7 protein-coding genes are annotated in these 20937 nt (G+C 60.2%); all 7 read left to right on the top strand.

Annotated elements, in window-relative coordinates:
- Positions 1-97 precede the first annotated feature (97 nt).
- Complete coding sequence (locus ACWPW0_RS17425; protein WP_454256013.1) at positions 98-913, top strand: response regulator; 816 nt, start codon at positions 98-100, stop codon at positions 911-913.
- Positions 913-3282 (top strand): hybrid sensor histidine kinase/response regulator, encoded by a 2370-nt coding sequence (locus tag ACWPW0_RS17420; RefSeq protein ID WP_447593380.1) that lies wholly within the window; start codon positions 913-915, stop codon positions 3280-3282. The genes ACWPW0_RS17425 and ACWPW0_RS17420 overlap by 1 nt, the downstream gene beginning before the upstream one ends.
- A complete protein-coding gene (locus ACWPW0_RS17415; RefSeq protein WP_454256012.1) occupies positions 3279-3701 on the top strand; it encodes a response regulator in 423 nt (140 codons plus the stop codon). The genes ACWPW0_RS17420 and ACWPW0_RS17415 overlap by 4 nt, the downstream gene beginning before the upstream one ends.
- Positions 3698-6073, top strand: coding sequence for a 7TM-DISM domain-containing protein (locus ACWPW0_RS17410; protein WP_454256011.1), 2376 nt, complete (start codon positions 3698-3700; stop codon positions 6071-6073). Before ACWPW0_RS17415 ends, ACWPW0_RS17410 begins: the two co-directional genes overlap by 4 nt.
- Positions 6073-8430 (top strand): TonB-dependent receptor, encoded by a 2358-nt coding sequence (locus ACWPW0_RS17405; RefSeq protein ID WP_454256010.1) that lies wholly within the window; start codon positions 6073-6075, stop codon positions 8428-8430. The genes ACWPW0_RS17410 and ACWPW0_RS17405 overlap by 1 nt, the downstream gene beginning before the upstream one ends.
- A gap of 794 nt (positions 8431-9224) precedes the next feature.
- Positions 9225-16688 carry a DUF7933 domain-containing protein gene (locus ACWPW0_RS17400; RefSeq protein WP_454256009.1) on the top strand — a complete coding sequence of 2488 codons (7464 nt, stop codon included), beginning with the start codon at positions 9225-9227 and terminating at the stop codon, positions 16686-16688.
- Complete coding sequence (locus ACWPW0_RS17395; protein WP_454256008.1) at positions 16685-20890, top strand: hypothetical protein; 4206 nt, start codon at positions 16685-16687, stop codon at positions 20888-20890. Before ACWPW0_RS17400 ends, ACWPW0_RS17395 begins: the two co-directional genes overlap by 4 nt.
- Positions 20891-20937: the final 47 nt, after the last annotated feature.

Below are 20937 nucleotides of genomic sequence, written 5' to 3'. Positions count from 1 at the left end.
ATGCGCCCTCCAGACCGGGGACTTTTGCTGTAACGGATTACTGCTTTGTTTGAGCGGAAACTGGCTAAATAAATCGTACAAAGCGATTGCAGCCATCATGCATAAGGCTGAAGCCCAAGTGATTGCCGAAAAGAAGTCCTTTGATCGTGCGCCACATATCTTGGTTATCGATGACACCCCCGAGGATGTTCGCTCTCTGCTGCAATTGTTGAGGGTGCAACCTTGGCGTCTTTCCGTTGCTCACGATTCACGCCAGGGTTACCAGCGTGCCCTGGCCTTGCGTCCCGATCTGATCGTGCTCGACGTGCGCATGCCTCATATGGACGGATTCACCCTCTGCCGCCTGCTGCGCGAGGAGCCTGCAACGCAGCGGGTGCCTGTGATCTTTCTGACCTCGGCCGTAACCCTGGATGAGCGAATCGAGGGGCTGAGCCTGGGCGGGGTGGATTACGTCAGCAAACCATTCGAGGCTGAAGAAGTGCTGGCGCGTATTCGTGTGCACTTGCAACTGATCTGGCGTGACGAGGCGATCGCAGTGCCTGCCGAGCGCACGGATACGCGAGATGCCGACCAGGTAGTGCTACATGCTGCCATGCGCTTTATTGGTCAAAATCTGAACGAGCTGCCTTCGCTAGCCGAGATCGCCCGCAAGGTCGGCACCCATGACAAGCGCCTGTCAGCCATTTTTCGTGAGCGCCTGGGGTCGACCGTATTCGCCTATATTCGCGAGGCTCGCCTGAAATATGCCCAGGAGTTGCTGGCAGACAGCGCGGTGAGTGTGCAGGACATTGCCGATCTGGTGGGCTTCCGTAGTGCCTGTAACTTTACTACCGCGTTCCGCGAGCGCGTGGGCGTGACACCGACCCAGTATCGCCAGCGGGCACGTGGCGAGCCGCAGGATGAGTGCGGCTGATGAGGTTATGGGTCGGGCTGCTGGTATGGCTGGCGATGTTTCCGGCCTTTGGCGCGACCGTTTTGTGCGAAGCCTCCCGCATGGGGCTCAAATTGCCGGTGCAGGCTCTGGAAGATGCAGAGCGCACACTGACGCCACTGCAAGTGGCAGCGCTGCCTGACGCGCAATTCGTCGGTGATATCCGTCCCAGCGAGATCTACAGTCACTCGGCCTATTGGCTGCGCTTCGTGTTGCACAACAATGGTGATGCGTTGTGCTCGCGCTGGTTGTCGATTGGTGAGCCTCGGCTGGATAACGTCCAGGTGCATCTGCTACGCGACGGGCGCTGGAGCGAGATGCTTTCCGGCAGTGACTATCCACTGGCGGACTGGGCGCTGAGGGCACGCGAACCGCTGTTTCCGCTGATGCTTGCGCCGGACGAAGAGGTGCAGGTGATCATTCGCATCGCCAGTCGCGGCGTTCTCATGCCCAATCCTCGTCTCTGGACCGAGGCCGAGCAACTGCGGGTCAGCCAGAGTGCTCATTTGCTTGATGGCATCGCACTGGGTATCGGTATTCTCATCGTGCCATTCAGCCTGATCGTAGGGTTTCTGATTCGCTCGCGCCTGTTGATGGTCCACGCGCTGGCGATTCTCAGTTACTTGCTGCTGGTCTGTTCTGCTACGGGGTATTTGTTCTATGTCCCCGGCTTACTGCCCTGGGTGCATCAGATAGTTGGGGCGTTGTCCGGCTTTGCCCTGCTTTTCTTCATGGCTTATGTCGGGGTGCTGTTCAGGGTGCCCCAGCTCCCCAAGGTGTGGCGCTACACCTGGCTGTTCGCCATGGTCTCGCTGAGTGGCTTGCTGTTGTGGGGGGCGATTGGCGATTTCATGTACACCCGGATCCTGTTCGCACAACTGCGCTGGGTGCTGTACCTCATCGTGCCGTTGTTCTGCGTGCTGGCCTGGCGGCGAGGTTTGCAACCCAGCTGGTTGGCCTGGCTGCTGGTGGGGATGTTTTCGTTGCAGGGCATGAGTCGCTATCTGCTGGGTATCAAGGACAGTGTCTGGCAATACGGTGAGGACCCATTGAGCCTGCCCTCCAGCCTGCCGGGAATATTCCTGCTGGTGTGTACGCTGGTCATGGAGTTTCGGCGCAACTGGCGCAATGAACAGTTGGCTCGTGCTGAACTCGACGAGCAGCGCGTCGCTGAACAGGATCGCCTGGAGACAACCGTGGCGCGACGTACAGAGCAACTGCAGGAGGTGCTACGCGCACGCAGCTCCCTGCTGGCTCGTATCAGCCATGATCTGCGCTCACCACTGGCAGGGATCATCGAGTACTCGCATCAGTTGCAAGGCCGAGATAATCAGGACTATCCACAGCGCATCGAGCGCAATGCGCGTCGCCAGTTGGAAATGATCGATGAGCTACTGGAGTTCTCGCGTAGCGAGCTGCAGCAACAGGAACTGGTAGTGGTCCCCGGCTATTTGTATCGCTTCCTGCGCGAGATCGAGGACGAAGGGCGTTTTCTGGCTCAGCGCCAGAACAACCAGTTCGAATGCCTGATCGATGCAGGGTTGCCGCCGCTGGTGCACGCCGATTTTCGTCGGTTGCGTCGGGTGCTGGTCAATCTGTTGGGCAATGCGGCCAAGTTCACCCGCGATGGCCTGGTCGAATTGCACATTTCGACTGTTTCCCGGGATGAGGGGCGTGTGAGCCTGCATGTCGAGGTGCGCGATTCCGGCATAGGCATTCACGCGGACGAAAGCGAGCAGGTGCTGCAACCGTTCTCGCGAGGGCGCAACGCCGTGCGCTATGAGGGGGCCGGTCTTGGATTGTCCATTGTCAGCCAATTGCTTGAGCAGATGGGCAGCACGTTGCAGGTGGATACGGAGCAGGTTTCGGGCACCCGCTTTCATTTTCAGCTTGATCTGGCTACGGCCCATGAAGATGAGCTGGACCTGGTGCTGTTGGAGGGCAGGGCGGTGGCGCTCTCTGGAGACGGCAGCCGTCTCCTGCTGGTCGATGATGTGGAGCAGAACCGTGAGAGCATGGCCGATCTGCTCGCGGGTTATGGTTTTGAGGTCATGGTGGCTGCCAGTGGTGAAGAGGCTGTGTCTCTATTGGCAGAGCAACGCTTCGATGCGCTGATCACCGATCAGATGATGGCTGGCTTCGATGGCTGGCAATTGCTGGCCTGGGCGCGTGAACACAAGCCGGAGCTGCCTGTGTTGTTGTATTCGGCGGCTCCTCCCTTGCGTCCATCGCATGTTGCCGCTGAGTTGGTCTTCGATGCAGCCCTGCTTAAGCCTGCCGATGGTGGTGAGCTGATCGAGCAGATAGCGCGGTTGCTGGAGCACAGGCTGGAAGCGGGCGGGGCAATATGAGACGCCTGGGGGTTCTGCTGTTCGGCATGCTGGGTAGTCTCGGCGCATGGGTGGCATCCCCTTGTTTGGTCGAGCGGTTGTACCTGATATCGCATGTCGGCTGGCAGGAAGATCCAGGTGCAACCTTGACGGCTGAGCAGGTGGCGGCTGATGGGCGGCAAGCCATGGGCCTGTCGAGCGAGCAGGCGGTCGATCTACGGGTGGCTGATCAGGTCATGCCGGAGGTGAATGGCTGGGAGCTACTGGCGCCTGCACGAGACTGCCAGCCGCAGATGCCGGTGCTGCTGTATTCGGCCGGGCCGCAACTGTGTCCTCGCGGTGTGGCAGATGGTCTGCATTTCGATGCGGCAGTGCTCAAGCCAGCCGGTTCGGTTGAGTTGATCAAGCAGATCGAACAGCTTCTGGAGCGGCCGGCATGAGGAACTGGCTATTCCTGTTGCTGCTCTGTTTCGGAGCTCCGGCACTGGCGGCCTCTATCTGCGACCAGGACCGTCTGGATCTGATGCCTCAGGCGTTGATGCTCGAGGACCCTGCAGCCGTGCTCACCGCTGATCAGGTGGCTGAATTACCCGCCAACCAGTTTACGAGCATCGGCACAGACCATGCGCCCTATGGATACAGTGCGTCGGCGTTCTGGCTGCGTTTGCACCTGAGAAACGATGATCCCTGGAGCTGCCAGCGCTGGTTGACGGTGGGCTTCCCGCACCTGGGCGATATCCAGGTGCATATGAAGTTGGGGGACAACTGGCAAATGATGCGCGCGGGTAGCGTCTACCCACGTGGGTTGTGGCCCGCACGCTCGCATCAGCCCATCTTCCCGCTGGAATTGCAGGCCCACGAAAAGGCGACCTTGCTGGTTCGAGTCGTCAGCCAGTCACTGCATAGCATCGAACCGACGCTCTGGTCCGAATTGGAACTGCTGGGTGAGCGCCATGTCAGCGCGATGATCGACGGGTTCATTCTGGGGGTAGTCCTGCTGTTGGTGCCGTTCAGCCTGGCGGTTTCGTGGATCCTGCGTTCGCGCCTGCTGGTGATCAGCGCCCTCTCGGTGTTGTCCTATTTCCTGCTGGTGTGCGTGGTCAATGGCTACCTCGTGTATTGGCCTGCGCTGCTGCCATGGTCGCGTGAGGCGATCAATATCCTGCTGTTGCTGTTTTCCACGCTGTTTCTCACCTACCTGCGCGTCCTGCTGCATGTGCGTCGACTGCCGGCGATCTGGGGGCAGGCGTTCACTGCATTCCTGATCTGTCTGACTATCAGCCATTTCTGGTTCTGGTTTTACGATTATGTGCAGGGCCGGCTTGTGCATGATTATCTGGCTCAGCTTGGTTATGGCCTGGTCCTTGTCACCTTTCTTGTCGGTTTACGGCAACGCCTGGGCTACGGCTGGGTTGTCTGGCTGGTGGTCAGTGCGTTGATGCTGCAAGGTCTGGTGCGTCTGCTACGGCCGTATGGGGCGCTCTGGCAGGTTCCTTCGGAAAGCCTGACATTGCCGTCGACGTTGCCGGCGCTGGTCCTGCTGACCTGTACCTTGATCATGGAAGTGAGCCGCAGCCGGAGTCGGGAAACACGAGCGCTGGAGGAGCTGGAGCGCCAGCAGCAGGCCGAGCATGATCGGCTGGAGAGCACGGTCTCGCTACGTACCGCTCAGTTACGCGAGTCGCTGCTGGCGCGCAGCTCGCTGATGGCACGGATCAGCCATGACCTGCGTTCGCCGTTGGCGAGCATTGTCGATTACGCGCGCTTTCTGCAGATGGGGGCGACCGAGGACTATGCGACCAAGATCGAGCGCAACGCGCGTCAGCAGTTGGAGCTGATCGACGAGTTGCTGGAGCTTTCCCGCAGCGAAGTGCAGCAGGTGGAGTCGTCCGCCGTGCCGGGCTATCTCTATGGCTTCCTGCGCGAAATCGAGGACGAGGGCCGGTTTCTCGCGGCTCGTCAGCGCAATGCCTTTGTCTGCACGCTTGATCCCGATCTGCCTTCCGTCACGCGTCTCGACTACCGACGCCTGCGTCGTGTGCTGATCAATCTGCTGGGTAATGCGGGCAAGTTCACCCATGACGGGCAGGTGCAACTGAGCGTCGAGTGCCTGGCGCGTAACGAGCATACGGTGGATCTGTGCTTCAGCGTCTGCGACAGCGGTATCGGCGTTCCACACGGGGAGCGTGAGTACTTGCTGCAACCCTTTTGGCGCGGCAGCAATGCCATGCACTTCAATGGCACTGGCCTGGGGTTGGCGATCGTCAATCAGTTGTTGAGGCAATTGAACAGCTCGTTGTTGTTCGATGAGAACTGGTCGAAGGGCAGTCGTTTCAGCTTTGTGCTCTCGGCCGAATTGGCCTACGAGGAGGATGTGGAGAGTTTGTTCGTCGAGAGCCACTCCTCTGCGGCCAATGGAGCCGGTCGGCAGATTCTGTTGGTCGACGATATCGGTCATAACCTGGAGCAATTGAGCGACTTGCTACAAGGCTACGGTTTCGAGGTGGAAGTCGCCGAGTCTGGCGAGCAGGCCCTGCAGTGGCTGGAGCGTCAATCCTTCGATCTACTGGTCAGCGATCAGCTAATGCCAGGCATGGATGGCTGGGCATTGCTCGATATCGTGCGTTCACGTTGGCCAACCCTGCCGGTTTTACTGTATTCAGCATCGCCAGCCATACGCCCCGCAACGGTGGCGGATGATCTGGCGTTTGATGGCAGCCTGCTCAAGCCGGCGCCCAGTCATGCATTACTTGGTCGTATCCTCGCGCTGCTGGATGTGCGGGCTGGTGCTGAATCACTAAAAGAGGTCTGATGATGCGCCGCCTGCAGCACTCGCTGTTGCTTCTATATATAGGTGCGTTCTGCACCGCTGCGCAGGCTGAGGTCACTCCCGATTCGCAAGGCGGGGAAGAGACCGCATTGGTTCTGGACGAGGTGCGCGTGGCAGCGCGACATCGCGAGGAGCGGGCCCAGGATGTCCCCATCGCCTTGAGCGTGAACGATGGCGAGGCGCTGGCCGAAGCCGGCATTTACACGATTGAGTCCCTGCAACAGCGAGTGCCGAGCCTTCTGGTGGCGGTGCCGAGTGCGCGTTACGTGGGATACGGCATTCGCGGTTTGGGTTTGAGCTCGTTCAACGATGGCCTGGACGGCAGTGTCGGAGTGTTTCTGGATGGCGTGTATCAGGGGCGTCAGGGCATGGCTGTTCATGATCTGGTCGACCTGGAGCGGGTCGAAGTGCTGCGTGGGCCGCAGAGCACCCTGTACGGCAAGAACACCAGTGCCGGTACGATCAACGTCGTCAGCCGCATGCCTACCTTCACGCCGGAAGCCGCGGGCGAGCTGTCGTATGGTGAGCATGGTCTGCGGCAATATCGCGCCACGGTGTCCGGGGCGTTGGTGGAGGGGGGGCTGGCAGGGCGCCTGACCGGCTATGACGTGACGCGCGATGGGGCTATCGACAACCTCTATCAGGGCATCAAGCAGAATGACCAGAACCGGCAGGGCCTGCGCGGACAACTGCTGTGGACACCCACCGATATTTTCAGTGCACGCTTGATCGGCGAATACGGTTGGCAAGACGAACGCGGAAATGTTCTCGCGGCTAGCAGTCACAGCCGTTCCACGCTGGATCGCATGGCCTATCTGGGCTATCGACCGTTGCTCCTTGACCCTTATTCACGCGAGATCCTGCAAGACGGGCGCAATGCTGTACAGATTCAGCACACGGGTGCCACCCTGCAACTGGAATATCAATTGAACGATGCTGCCGCGCTGACCAGCATCACCGCATACCGGGACTGGTCCTATGACACGGTCGTAGACGGAGACGGTATGTCGCTGTCAGTGGCGGAGAGTGGTGCGCGGCTTGACCAGCATCAGTTCAGCCAGGAGCTGCGCCTGGCTGGTTCAGTCGATGATTCGCTGGATTACCTGCTTGGCCTGTACTACCTGCGTCAGCGTTTCAATCGCCATGTCGATGTAACGTTCGGCAAGGATGCGGCGAAGTTCTTTCTCGGTGATCGACCTGAGATCATCGCGCTGGGTATTCAGCCGGGAATGATTCCAGCCTCGCTGCTGGATGGTGCACGACAGGACATGGACGGTGGGCAGCGCAGTGACAGCAATGCGGTATTCGGCCAGTTCACCTGGCGCCCGACCGGGAAACTTGCGATTACCCCGGGCCTGCGTTACTCCCTTGAGCGCAAGCGGGGCAGCATCACCCGAGCGGTCTCCGGTCTTACGCCATTACCACTAGACCCGCTTTGGCAATGGGGCGGGCAGTTGATGCGCGATAGCGGGTTGGGTGCGGACGATGGTCGCTATTCACGCAAGAACAGTATTGTCGAACATGACCTCTCAGGTCAGTTGGCCGTTAGTTACCCGTTGCGCGACAACCTGCTGGGGTATGTGAGCTGGGCTCAGGGCTACAAGGCGGGTGGAATCAACCTGGATGTAGTTGGGCCCTACGCGGCGCCTACCTTCGGCAGTGAAAAGGTCAACTCCTACGAGGCTGGCCTCAAAAGCAGTTTTTGGGATGGGCGAATGCTGCTCGACCTGGCCATCTATCAGGCTGAGGTCGATGGTTATCAGGCGCTGACCAACAGCCGTCCGGCGGATCAATATGCCCCTCCCTTACGTGACAACCTGGTCAATGTTGGCAAGGTTAGGTTGCGCGGTGTGGAGGTCGATGCGTTGCTGCGAGCCAGCGAACGTATCGACCTGCGCCTTGGTGTGGCGTGGAGCGATGCTCGTTACCGTGACTTTTCCAATGCACCCTGCAAGCCGGGAAATGCGCAGCTCTCCTGCGACCTGAGCGGTAACCGCCTGTTCAATGCCCCAGAGTGGAGTGCCGCAGCCGGAGCCGACTATATGCGTCCACTGGGCAGTGGTCTCGAAGGATTTGCGGGTGTGGACTACAGTTTTCGCAGTGGTTACTACGGTGCGCTTGAGGCGGGAGCCGGTAGCTACCAGCCCGCCTACGGGATTACCAACGTGAAAATTGGCCTGCGTCGCGAAAATAGGCGTTGGGAGATGGAACTCTGGTCGCGCAACCTGTTCAATAGGCAGTACATCACTGCAGTGTTCGCTGCGCTGGGCGAGGGTGACTACGGTGTAGTCGCTGGTGATCCACGCAGTGCTGGCCTTACTCTACGTACTCGCCTCTGAATGGGCTGCCGTTCGTCGGTTGCTCGAATCGCGCAGACGGTGGGTACGGTTTTTCAGCCGTAAAAGGCTCCGCGCCAGCAAAGGCGCCAGGTTTTTCCCCGTTTGCCTGTAAGGCTTTTCACGTCTGCCTTTCCATGTCACTTGCCTTTGATTGAAGCCTCTGCCGAGCTTTGCTTGAGCGGACGAAGTGCTTCATCTGTGCAATCCGGTTTTCGCAAAAAACGCCCTGTTTACCCCCTAGCAGCCTCCCTACCATCGCTGCCGCCAATGTACCGGCTGGTCGATTCGCGTCCGTTGTAGGGAGAAAACACATGGTTTCATGGAGTAAGCGTCTGGCCTCAGGGCTGGGGATGGCACTAGTAGATCGGCCAGCGCAGCAGGTTGATGCTGTAGCACCGATGCGTGTCGGGCTGCCAGCATTTGCCCCGGTGCCGCACGATAACTCCTTTGGCCAGCACTCCATGACGGTGCGTACTCTTGCCTCTTCCGCGCAGGGCAATGTGCGTCGTTGGCTGGCCCATGCAGGGGTGGCTGTAGCTTTGTTGAGTGCGGGTGGCGTGGCCTGGGCTGCGCCGAATGCCGATTTCACGGTAGGTGTGAATAACAAAGACGGATCACCTACGTCGGTCGCGCCAGGTGAAACAACGACTGTACTAATCACCTTGACCAACGACTCTGCCACCCCGTTAACGGGCGTGAATTTTTCCAATCTGACACCTAACCCCGCTACCGGTAATACGTTCGTTAGCAACGGTAATCCAGTGATAGTTGGTGCTGGGTGCAGCGGTGGGACGGTGACTGCTTCCGCTCCACCCGACGGTGCCGTTATCAATCTCTCCGGGCTGACGGTGCCAGCCAAGGTCGGTTCGACTCCGGGCATTTGTTACATCGAGATCCCCGTCAAGGCTGTTTCCGGCACAGGTGCGTCGTCGAGCGTTAGCTACACGTTGGGCGACAACTCGGTATCCACTTCATCCGGTGATACCAATGAAAAGGGTGGTGGCCAAGCGTTCAATATCAACGCGGTGTCTCCTCCTACCTGGGAAAAAGGCTTTTCAAGCGACACCGCAGTGCTGGGCGGTGACAACGTTACCCTGACGCTGAAAGTCACCAACCCGGATGATGGGGTGGCTCTGACTGGTGTGGCGTTCGAGGACGTTTTTCCTACCGCTGGCAGCGGTGCCGTCATCGAGCCGGTTAGCGTGGTCAGCGTCTTGCCCGCGAGCTGCGGGACGACGAGCAATGTGACCACTACCACTGGCGCAGCCGCCAAGGTAGCCGTCAGCGGCCTGTCCGTCGCCAAGGGTGGCAGTTGCGAGGTCAAGGTAACGGTCAAGGCAAGTCATACAAATGGCAAGTACGAGTTGGGAAGTCAGCTCAACAAGATCAATCCAGCCTCATTCAGTAGCAACCAGGGCCTCAAGCCTGCAGCTGAAAAAACGGCCAACATCACCGTGCGTTCACCGTTGCAGGTAGCGAAATCCGCCAGTCCGGCTCGGGTGGCCAGTGGTGATACGGGTACTTTTGTCATCACCCTGAGCAACAGTGGTAGCACTGCTCTGCCGATCACCCAGTTCAATGAAACGAATATCAGCGATATCCAGTCCGGCCAACGCTTGACACCGACCGGTATCGTGACGACATGTCCGCAAACCAGCGGCCAGACGCGCACAACTGCAACGACTGCGACTGGCTTCACCTCCAGTGGTTACAGTGTCCCGGCGAATGCTTCGTGCGCCATCACAGTGAGCTTCACCGGCACTACCAGCAATAACCAGCCGCTGACGTTCACCAATAACATTCCTGAGGGCGATGTTAAGACCAGCGTGCCTGGCATCGTCAGTGAGCAGAAAAGCGCGACGGTGACCCTGATCGACGAGCTGTACGTTGATAAGGAGCGACTCTCTCCTGCTGTGGCCGCGCCTGGCAACCCGATCAAATACACCGTAAAGGTGAGCAACTTTGGCACCACTGCCAGAAGTGACGTGCACGTCACTGATGCACTGAACAACGGTTCCACTTTCCTGACGGGCATGTTCAACGGTGTGGATTACACGCCTGAATACAGTTGCTCCGGTACCAGTACCTCGAACGTGCTGGGCTCCACGTCGTTGGATTTCCTCATACCCACCTTGCCGGCTACGTCAGGCAACATTCCAGGGCAATGCTCGATCACATTTTGGGTGCTGAGCGATCCCAACAATCCGAACTTGAATGCTACGGACAATCAGATCGCCGAATGTGGCGTCTGGTACGGCGCCAGCCAATCTGCAGCGGAAGTTGCGAAGACGTGCAACGGCAGCGCGTCTAATTCAGTTAGAACTACGCACCAAGCCCCTTTGCAGGCAGACAAGACATTCAACGGCACCAATTACCAGTATCCGAAGGGCTATAACGCCGCGAACAATAGCAACTACGCCAATGATGCGGAGACCGGGACCCGTAACTCCAAGCCTGAGGGCACGGTGGTTACCATGCGTATTCGCGTGCGTAACTACAACGACCAGGAGGTCACGAGTGTCACGGTTTCCGATACCTTCCCGGCGGGGTTGACGGTTGCCAGCCCTGCGAATGCTTCCACTAACTGCGGTGGCATCGTTATTGCGCCAGCAGGCAGCACTTCGCTGGCGCTCAATAATGCGCGATTGCCTGCTCGCAATGGCGCGACCAATGCGCCAGGTATGTGTACGGTGCAGGTGGATGTGGTCGGTCCGGCCAAGGCCGAGACTCCTTTCAACTACCCCAATACGGCACGTGCCACGGCCAGCCTGGCGCTGCCTGCTGGTGGTAGTCAAAACCTGACGGCGGACTCCAATACCGCCGTGCTGACCTATACCGGCGCGCTGAAGGCTGCGAAGTCCTTTGAGCCTGCGGAGATGACCCCTGACGGCAAGTCGCAGGTACGTATCCGTTTGACCAACGATGATGCAGCAGCAGCCCTCACGGGCGTTGCCGTCATTGACCCGCTTACCTCAGCCAAGTTGAAGCTGGCAGACCCCACCAACCTGCGCACCACCTGTGGTGGCAATCCGGTGCTGGCAGGGACGGCGGGTGCAACTTCGGTGTCCCTGACTGGTGTGACGCTGCCGCCGAGTGGCTCGTGTGACCTGTTGTTCGATGTGGTCAATGACGGTAGCGACAGTGGCAACTGGGTCAACACCATTCCTGCGGGTAACGTCACCGCAGATGGTGGCATTCGTAACGCCGAGCCGGTTACGGCGACGTTGGCGCGCAGCGGTGCGCAGACGCCAGCGGTGACCAAGAGTATTAATCCAACAAGCGTTGCGCCGGGCCAGCCGGCACGCTTGACCATTGATGTGACTAACGGTACGCAGGCGCTGTCGGGTGTTGGTCTGACCGATTACTTCACCTTAGGCGGTACCGAAGCTGGTAGTCCCAGCGGAATGCAAGTGGCTACCCCTGCCAACGCCAGTACCACGTGCCCTGCCGGTGTGCTTACTGCTACGCCAGGCAGCAATAAGGTTGCCTTGACCGGAGCAACGTTGGCCGCTGCTGCCAGCTGCACGATCACAGTGGATGTGATCAGTACCAACCCAGGCACAGTGGTGAACTCCATTCCGCTAAATACTCTGGTCAGTGACCAGGGACAGACCAACAGCACCACGTTTGGTGAAGCCTCGCTGCAAACCAGCAAGAGCGTCACGCTGGATAAAGGTTTCAACCCAGCAGTGATTAGCGTTGGTCAGCGTTCGCGTCTGCGCATCAGCTTCTTGAACTCGACGGTAGTGGTTGCCCCCAACTTTGCTGTAACCGACAACCTGCCTGCCAACATGTATGTGCCGGTTGGTCCCAATATCGTGCAGACCTGCGGGCCTAACACGGTGGTGGATGTCAGCGACAACACCAAGGTGAAAATCTCCAAAGGCACCTTGCCAGGAGCGGTGGGTGGCACTACGGCTTCGTGTTACGTGGAATTGGACGTTACGGCCAGTGTCGAGGGTGAGTACGTCAATAACATCCCCACCAAGAGCCTGACCGTCGATGGCAAGGAAATCGAGCACCCGCCGGTGACCGATACCCAGCACGTGCTCAAGCCATTGGTGCTGCACAAGGCCATCGACAGTAAAACGCTGGACAGCAGCAATACCGCAGGTTTCAGCAGCGGTACAGCGCTGGCCAAGGCTGGCGAAGCGAAAACCCTGACGCTGCACCTGCACAACACCAATACCACTGGTGTGCTGACCGAAATCCGTGTGCAGGACAACCTGCCCAGCGGTCTGGTTGTGGCACAAACCCCTAATGCAAGCACGACCTGTGGTGGCGTGGTAACCGCACCAGCTTCGGCCACGTTCGTACGCCTGACGGGGGCGACTCTCGCAGCCGGTGCCAGCTGTAGGGTAACCGTGGATGTGCTCAGCAACATTCCGGGCAGTCATGTGAACAGTATTCCCTCTGGCGCGGTGAGCACCAAAGAGGGCGTCACCAATGGTGAGCCGACCAGCGCGGAGGTGATCATCAGCTCCCCGCCGACTGTGGGTAAACAGTTCTCCCCAGCGGTCATTCCGGCGAACGGCACGTCCAAGCTGACCATCGTGTTGAACAACCCCAACGCCACGGCGATCACCTTGAGCCAGGCGCTGGTGGATAACTTGCCGCAAGCACCAGGCTCCATGAAGGTTGCTGCGACGCCCAATGTGAATAAAACCTGTCCGGGTACGGTGACGGCTATTGCGGGTGCGACCACGGTGACCTATGCCAGCGGCGCAACAATCCCCGCAGGCGGTTGCACCATTGAAGTCGATGTCATTGCCGATCTGGCGGGCGACTACAACAACAACATTCCGGCAGGTGAGTTGCAGACCGATGCCGGCAGCAACAGCGATCCGGCCAACGCTCCGCTCAAGGTCAGCACCCAGGGCTTTATCTCGGGCAAGGTGTTTGCCGACAACAAGGTGACCCCGGATGGCATTTTTGCGAGCGGTGACAAGCCGTTGCCGGGTGCTTTGATCGAACTGCATGCTGGTGGTACATGCGGCGGAGCCGCTCTGACTCAAACGACTACGGATGCCCAAGGTAACTACCTGTTTGCAGGCTTGCCGGCAGGTAACTATTCGGTGTGTCAACCGGCGCAGCCCGCAGGCACGAGTAACGGCATAACCACGCCGGGCACTAACCAGGCTGTGAATGGCAGCTCGGGCACTCCAGGCAACGCCAGTAACCCGACCACCACCACGAGCCAGATCACCGGCATCGTGCTGAATGATGATGGCCTGGGCGGTGAGGTCAGCGGCTCGGTGAACAACAACTTCGCCGAGGTCATTCCTTCCAGCATCAGTGGCAAGGTCTTCCTCGACCACAACAACGATGGCCTGGTGAACGGTTCCGATAGCGGTATTCCCGGGCAGCTAATCGAGCTGTGGAAAGACGGCGCCAAGGTTACTGAGACAAGCACCGATGCCGACGGCAACTACCGTTTCGACGGTCTGGAACCGGGTGACTATGAAATCAAGCAGCCAAACCAGCCTGATGGCACCTCCAACGGCAAGGCCACCGGTGGTGCCGTGCCCAATGGCGGAACGCCTGGCACGGGGAGTAACCCCACTACGACCAGCAGTCAAATCGGCATCGTCAAGCTGCCGCCCAATACCCAGTCCACCGGCAACAACTTTGCCGAGCTGCCCAATAACCGCAGCGTCAGTGGTTCTGTGTTCCTGGATCACGACAACAGCGGTGTCCCGGGTGGTAACAACAAGGGCATCGAAGACCAGGTAATCGAGCTGTGGAAAGATGGCAGCAAGGTGGCTGAGGTTCGCACCAAGCCCGATGGCAGCTATCGCTTCGACAACCTGCCTGAAGGTGTATACACGGTTAAGCAACCAAACCAGCCCGTTGGCACCACCAATGGCACTCCGCAATCTCCTGATGGCACGGGAAGCAACCCAACCGCGACCAGCAGTGAGATCGCCACGATTGATCTGACGGGCAACAAGCTGGTTTCGGTGGAGAACAACTTCCCCGAGCTGCCTGGCGCTGCGCCTGATCTGAAGATCGTCAAGACCTCGGTGACCGACATGGTGGCCGCCGGCTCCAATGTGCCGGGTATCTTTACCCTGGCGCCGAGCAACATCGGTAGCGTGGACACCAGCGGGGCGATCACCATTACCGATAACCTGCCTGCTGGTATGACACTGGCCGAGCCGGCTGTGGGGGCAGGTTGGATCTGTCCGGCGGGTGCGGGTGCATCTGTCCTGACCTGTACCACCAACGACATCATTGCTGCTGGTGGAAACGGTGCGGTCATTACCGTCAAGGTGCTGGTCGCGGCCTCTGCCGATGGCACAGTGCTGATCAACACGGCCAGGATTGCCGGTGGTGGTGAGCCGGATGGCTTTGTGGGGCCGGAAAACCAGAGCAGTGCCCAGGTTTCTGCCACTCAACCGGCCAGAATCAGTGGCACCGTGTGGCGAGATAACAACCATACCCGCACATTCACGGGTAACGAGCCACGTGTGGCTGGCGTGCTGGTTGAGCTGATGCGCAACGGCGTGGTCGTGGCGACGGCGGTAACCGGTGCGGACGGCACGTACAGCTTCGGTGGTCTGCCTGCGGGCACTGGCTATGACCTGCGCTTCAAGGACGCGTCGGGCGCTGTATATATCGGTAGCGTGACTAACGAAAGCAACCTGACCCCTAATCCGGGGCAGCGTGATTCGTCAGATGCCGTGGATGGTGTCAACAATGGTAACCCCGCCGGTGCCACGATCGACAAGGGCGCTCTCAAGGGCATGACGCTGCTGCCTGGCGACCACATCGTCGAGCAAAGTCTGCCGCTGGACCCGAGTGGGGTGGTGTACGACGCCGTGACTCGTCAGCCGGTAGCCGGTGCGGTGGTGACCTTGCGTGGGCCGGGTGGGCAGGATGTCAGCAATTTCATCCTCAATGGCTCGTCGTCGCAAACGACTGGCCTGGATGGTATGTATCAGTTCTGGCTAAGCGCCGGTGCACCTGCGGGTGAGTACACCCTTGAGGTGACACAGTATCCGGCTGGCTACCTGCCAAATCCGTCAACGTTGATTCCGGCATGCCAGGGCGCGCCAAACGTCGGTGCTAACCCTACCCCAGCGCTGGTGCAGCAGAGTGATTTTGCCCCAGCGGCCAATATCGCAAGCCATGATCCGGCAGCCTGTCAGGGAATTATTGCGGGCGGTGTGCCGACCACGCAGTACTACTTCCGTTTCAACCTGACACCGGGTACCTCGGCCAACGTGGTGAACAACCATATTCCGCTGGACCCGATCCTGGGTGGTGCCATCGTCATGACCAAGGTCACGCCGAAGGTCAACGTCACCCGTGGTGAGCTGGTGCCGTACACCCTGACTGCGCGGAACACGTTGACGGCGACGCTGAGCAATATCGCCATCGAGGACCAGATCCCGCCAGGCTTCAAGTACATCAAGAACTCGGCGCAGATCGATGGCGTGCCGGTCGAGCCTGAAGTGCAAGGACGCTTGTTGCGTTGGCCTAACCAGACGATCAATGCCGGTCAGGTCCGTGTTATCAAGCTGTTGCTGGTCGTGGGTTCTGGTGTCGGTTTCAACGAATACGTCAACCAGACCTGGGCCGCGAATCAGCTCGTCAATGCACGGGTATCCAACGTGGCCACGGCTACGGTACGTGTGGTTGCCGACCCAACCTTCGACTGCTCTGACCTGATCGGCAAGGTATTCGACGACAAGAACCGCAACGGCTATCAGGACGAAGGCGAGCCCGGTATTCCCGGCGTGCGCCTGGCCACGCCGAAAGGCTGGTTGGTGACCACCGATGAGTACGGCCGCTACCACATCGCCTGTGCCGACGTGCCGAGCGAGATGCGTGGCAGCAACTTCATCATCAAGGTTGATGAGCGCACGTTGCCGTCCGGCTACCGCGTGATCACCGAGAACCCGCGTGTGGTGCGCCTGACCCAGGGTCGCCTGGTCAAGGCCAACTTCGGTGCGAGCATTCACCGCGTGGTGCGTCTGGACCTGAATGGCGATGCCTTCGGTAAAGACAACAAGCTGACCACCGAGTACGCCGCGCGTCTCGATGAAGTGCTCAAGCTGCTGTACGCCGAGCCGTCGATCCTGCGCATCGCCTACCGCATGCCGGTAGACAGTGAGGTGAGCGACGCTCGCAAACGCGTGACCTATGTGAAGGACTGGATCAAGGAACATTGGGAGCCCCACGACTGCTGTTACGACCTGCAACTTGAGGAAGAAATCGTACCGGCGACTGATAGCGTGGAGGTGATCCGATGAGCATGCGTAACTGGATGGTCTGTGGCGTTGCCGCCCTGACCCTGAACCCGCTGGCCATCGCCGTTTCGGTCGCCGCGGAACAATGTGAAGTAGGTAAAGGTTGCGGTCTGCAAGGGCCGCGTGGGGCGATGGAGGACGAGTCGCTGCTGCAGCGTCGTCCTTTCACTCTAGGCGGATTGCCGGCATTGCCGGCCAACGCCGAGCGCGAGTTGCCGCGCGAGAAACTGGTGCTCTGGGAGCTCGACGGTGCCCTGGGCAAGCGCGAGCAACTGGTGGATGTGACCGACGAGAAGATCGAATCCGTGGTGCTGCGTGACAACCTGCCAGTGGTGCGTTTCGCCTCGGGTCGTTCGTTCATCCCGTCTCGCGATAGCGATGCCCTGGACACACTGATGCAGCGGCTGACGGGCAAGCGCAACCTGCGTCTGCGCTTGATCGGTCACACCGATCCGCAGCGTCTGTCCGAGCGCACCCGCGCCATTTACCAGGACAACTACGGCCTGGGCCTGCAACGTGCCAAGGAAGTCGGTGAAGTCTTCCGTCAGCGTCTGAATCTCAAGCCCGAACAGGTGGAATTCAGCAGCCGTGGGCCGGATGAGCCGCTGATCAAAGGCGACAGTGATAGCGCCTGGGCGATCAACCGCCGGGTGGAAGTGGAAATCTGGTACGACGAATCCATCGTCAGTACGCCGGCCAAGCCGGAGGAGTGCGCGCCGGGCAGTGTGGCCGAGGCGGGCGTTACGCCGTTCCGCATCAGTGTCGATGGTCAGCCGCAGGATGGCGGATCTGCCGGCAGCGCCGACACCCAGCGTTGCGTGGACGTGGCCCTGGCGCGTGACGTGTTGCAGGTGCGTTTCGACAACCTGTCGTCGCAGCCGCGCTTGAACCTGGTGTCCGGAGCCCGTGTCGCACGCATTGGCGAGGAGCAGACGTTCAGCGGCTACAGCAACTACCTGCACTGGATCAAGCGGGCCGAGGTGCGCATCATCGGCAAGAAGCGCCTGTTCGGCGAGCCTGAACTGCTCGATACCGTCGCGCTGGACCCAGCCCTGCAGGGCAGCTGGACACCGCCGGCGAATCTGCCGGATCGCGTCTACTACCAGCTGCGCGTGTATGACGAGCAGGGCCGTTACGACGAAACCAGCGCGCAATCGCTGAATGTCGCCCGTGGCGAGTTGCCGAAGGAGCCCGAAGAGGAGGTCACCGCTGACCTGCTCGCCGGTTACGGCGGCAACCGCCTGCAACGCCACACCATCCCGGTGGCCGGCGGCACGGTGACCATCAACGGTAAGCAGGTCAAGGAAGGCCAGCACGTCTTCGTCATGGGCCGTGCGGTGCCGGTGGATAACAGCGGTACGTTTGCGGCAGCGCAGATCATTCCGCGTGGCCTGCATACCGTTGAAGTGGCCGTGCTCGACGACGAGGGCAAGGGCCGCATCTACCGTCGCGACCTGCGCTTGCCGCAGGACGACTGGTTTACCGTGGCCATCGCCGATTTCACTGTCGGCCAGCAGGACACCAGCGGTCCGGCGCGCCTGGTCACCCAGGAAGACCGTTACTACGACGACAAGCTGTATGTCGACGGTCGTCTGGCGTTCTATACCAAGGGCAAGATCGACGGCAAATACACCGTCACCGGTAGCGTCGACACGGGCGAGCAGGCAGCTGACAGCCTGTTCAGCAACTTCAACGACAAGGACCCGCGCGAGTTCCTGCGCCGCATGACCTCTGACTCGGACAAGGGCTGGGCTACCTTCGGCGACGACTCGACCCTGGTCGAAGATGCGCCGACCCGTGGCAAGTTCTACGTCAAGGTCGAAGACGAAAAGTCCCACGCCATGTGGGGTAACTTCCGCGAGCAGATCCGTGAAACCGAGCTGACCCAGATCGACCGCAGCCTGTACGGTGCCCAGGTTCGTTACCGTGACGACGCCTTCACCGGCTTCGGCGAGCGCCGTCTGCAGGTCGAGGGTTTCGCCGCTGAGCCGGGCACTGCCTCGGCCCGTGAGGATTTCCGCGGTACCGGTGGTTCGTTGTACTACCTGCGTCACCAGGACATCACCATCGGCAGCGAGCGCGTGCGCGTCGAAGTACGTGACAAGGATTCGGGCCTCGTACTGCACAGTCAGGACCTGGTCGCCGGCATCGATTACGAAGTCAACTCGTTGCAAGGTCGGGTCATCCTCAGCCAGCCCCTGTCGGCCACTGCCGATGGCAGCACGCTGATTCGTTCCGGCTCCAGCCTGTCTGGTAACCCGGCGTTCCTGGTGGTCGGCTATGAATACTCGCCGAGTTTCGACCAGCTCAACGACCTGGCCTATGGTGGCCGTGCCGCCTACTGGGTGAACGACAAGGTGCGCGTCGGCGTAACCGGCAGCCAGCAGCAGCAAACCGGCGCCGAAGACCAGACCTTGGGCGGTGGCGACCTGTTGCTGCGCCACAGCGAAGGCACCTGGGTGAAACTGGAGACCGCGCAGAGCAAGGGCGACAGTCTCGACCAGAGCTTCTCGTTCGATGGTGGTTTCGGCTTTGGCCAGGAAACGGCTGGCACCGATTCGCGCGCCCGGGCCAATCGGGTGGAAACCGCTTTCGACCTGAAAGATGTGGTCGACGATGCGGATGGCAAGGGCACCTTCTATTACGAGAAACGCGATGCGGGCTTCTCCGCTCCCGGTCGTCTGTCCAGCCTGGCTACCGAGCAGGTCGGCGGTAGCTATACCGCACCGATCGGCGAGAAGACCGAAGTGATCATCAAGGCTGACCAGACCGACGAGGACGGTGGCCGTTCGCGCCGTGCCGCCGAAGGTGTGATCGCCTATGACCTGAGCGAGGCCTGGCGCCTGTCCGCAGGTCTGCGCAATGATCGCCAGACCTACGGCAATGCCTACAGCAACCTCTACACCGGTACCTACGCTGGCTACAGCACCGGCAACTACGACGAGGGTGAGCGTAACGACGCGATCTTCCAGGCGCACTACCGTGCCGGCGAAGACTGGTCGTTGTACGGCTTCACCCAGGGCACGCTGAGCCGTGATGGTGGTCGCGAGGCCAACAACCGTCTGGGCGTGGGTGGCGACTACCGCCTCAACGAGCGTACCTCGCTGAATGGCGAGCTGTCGGGCGGCAACCTCGGGTTGGGCGCCAAGGCCGGCGTCAACCATGACGCTTCCGACCGCACTAACCTGTACCTCAACTACCAGTTGGACAACGACCGCAGCGACGATGGCTTTGCCAGCCGCAGTGGCCTGGGCGGCGATGGACGTACCGGCCAGGTGGTCTCCGGTGCCCGTTCGCGCTGGACCGATACCACCAGCGTATATGCCGAGCAGCGCATGCAGCACGGCGACCAGGCTGGCCTGATCCAGGGCTATGGCCTGGACTTCGCCCCGGACGATCACTGGAGCTATGGCCTGACCACCGAGTTCGGCACCTTCAACAGTGGCACGGACTACGAGCTCAAGCGTCGTGCCATCGGGGCCAAGGTCGGCTACAGCAACCAGCAGTTGCGTTACACCAGCCGTCTGGAATACCGCAAGGACAAGAGCGACGTGCAGGACCTGGCCGTGTGGCTGATGCGTAACAACCTCAGCTACAAGGTCAACCCGGACTGGCGTTTCATCGGCAAGCTGGACTTCTCCGTGGGCGATTCCGACCGTGGCGATTACTTCGACGGCGACTTCGTCGAGGCATCGCTGGGTTATGCCTACCGTCCGGTGCTCAACGACCGCCTCAACCTGCTGGCCAAGTACACCTACCTGGCGGACCTGCCGCCACCGGATCAGGTGTCCACGGCCACTGGGCGCAACGTCGACTATGCCCAGCGCAGCCATGTGTTCGCCATCGACGGTATCTACGACCTGACCGAGCGCTGGAGCATCGGCGGCAAGTACGCCTACCGCCTCAGCGAACTGCGCATGAGCCGTGATACCTCGGCCGACTGGTTCGACAGCCGTGGGCAACTGGTCGCCGTGCGGGTCGACTGGCATGTCGTGAAGAAGTGGGACCTGATGGCCGAAGTCCGTCGGCGCGACGAGTTCGCCGCCAAGGACAGCCGTACCGGGGCGCTGGTGGGCGTGTACCGCCACTTCGGCAACCACTTCAAGGCGGGTGTCGGCTACAACTTCAGCGACTTCAGCGATGACCTGACCGACCTGTCCTACCGCAGCCAGGGCTGGTTCTTCAACGCCATCGGCAAGTACTGAGGTTGGTGCCGGGTCAGTGACCGGCGTGTTGTAACGGAAAAGGCCGG

It is taken from the genome of Pseudomonas sp. Marseille-Q8238, from assembly GCF_965111915.1.
Note: the sequence above shows the minus strand (reverse complement) of the source record. Positions and strands in the feature narration are given on the sequence as shown.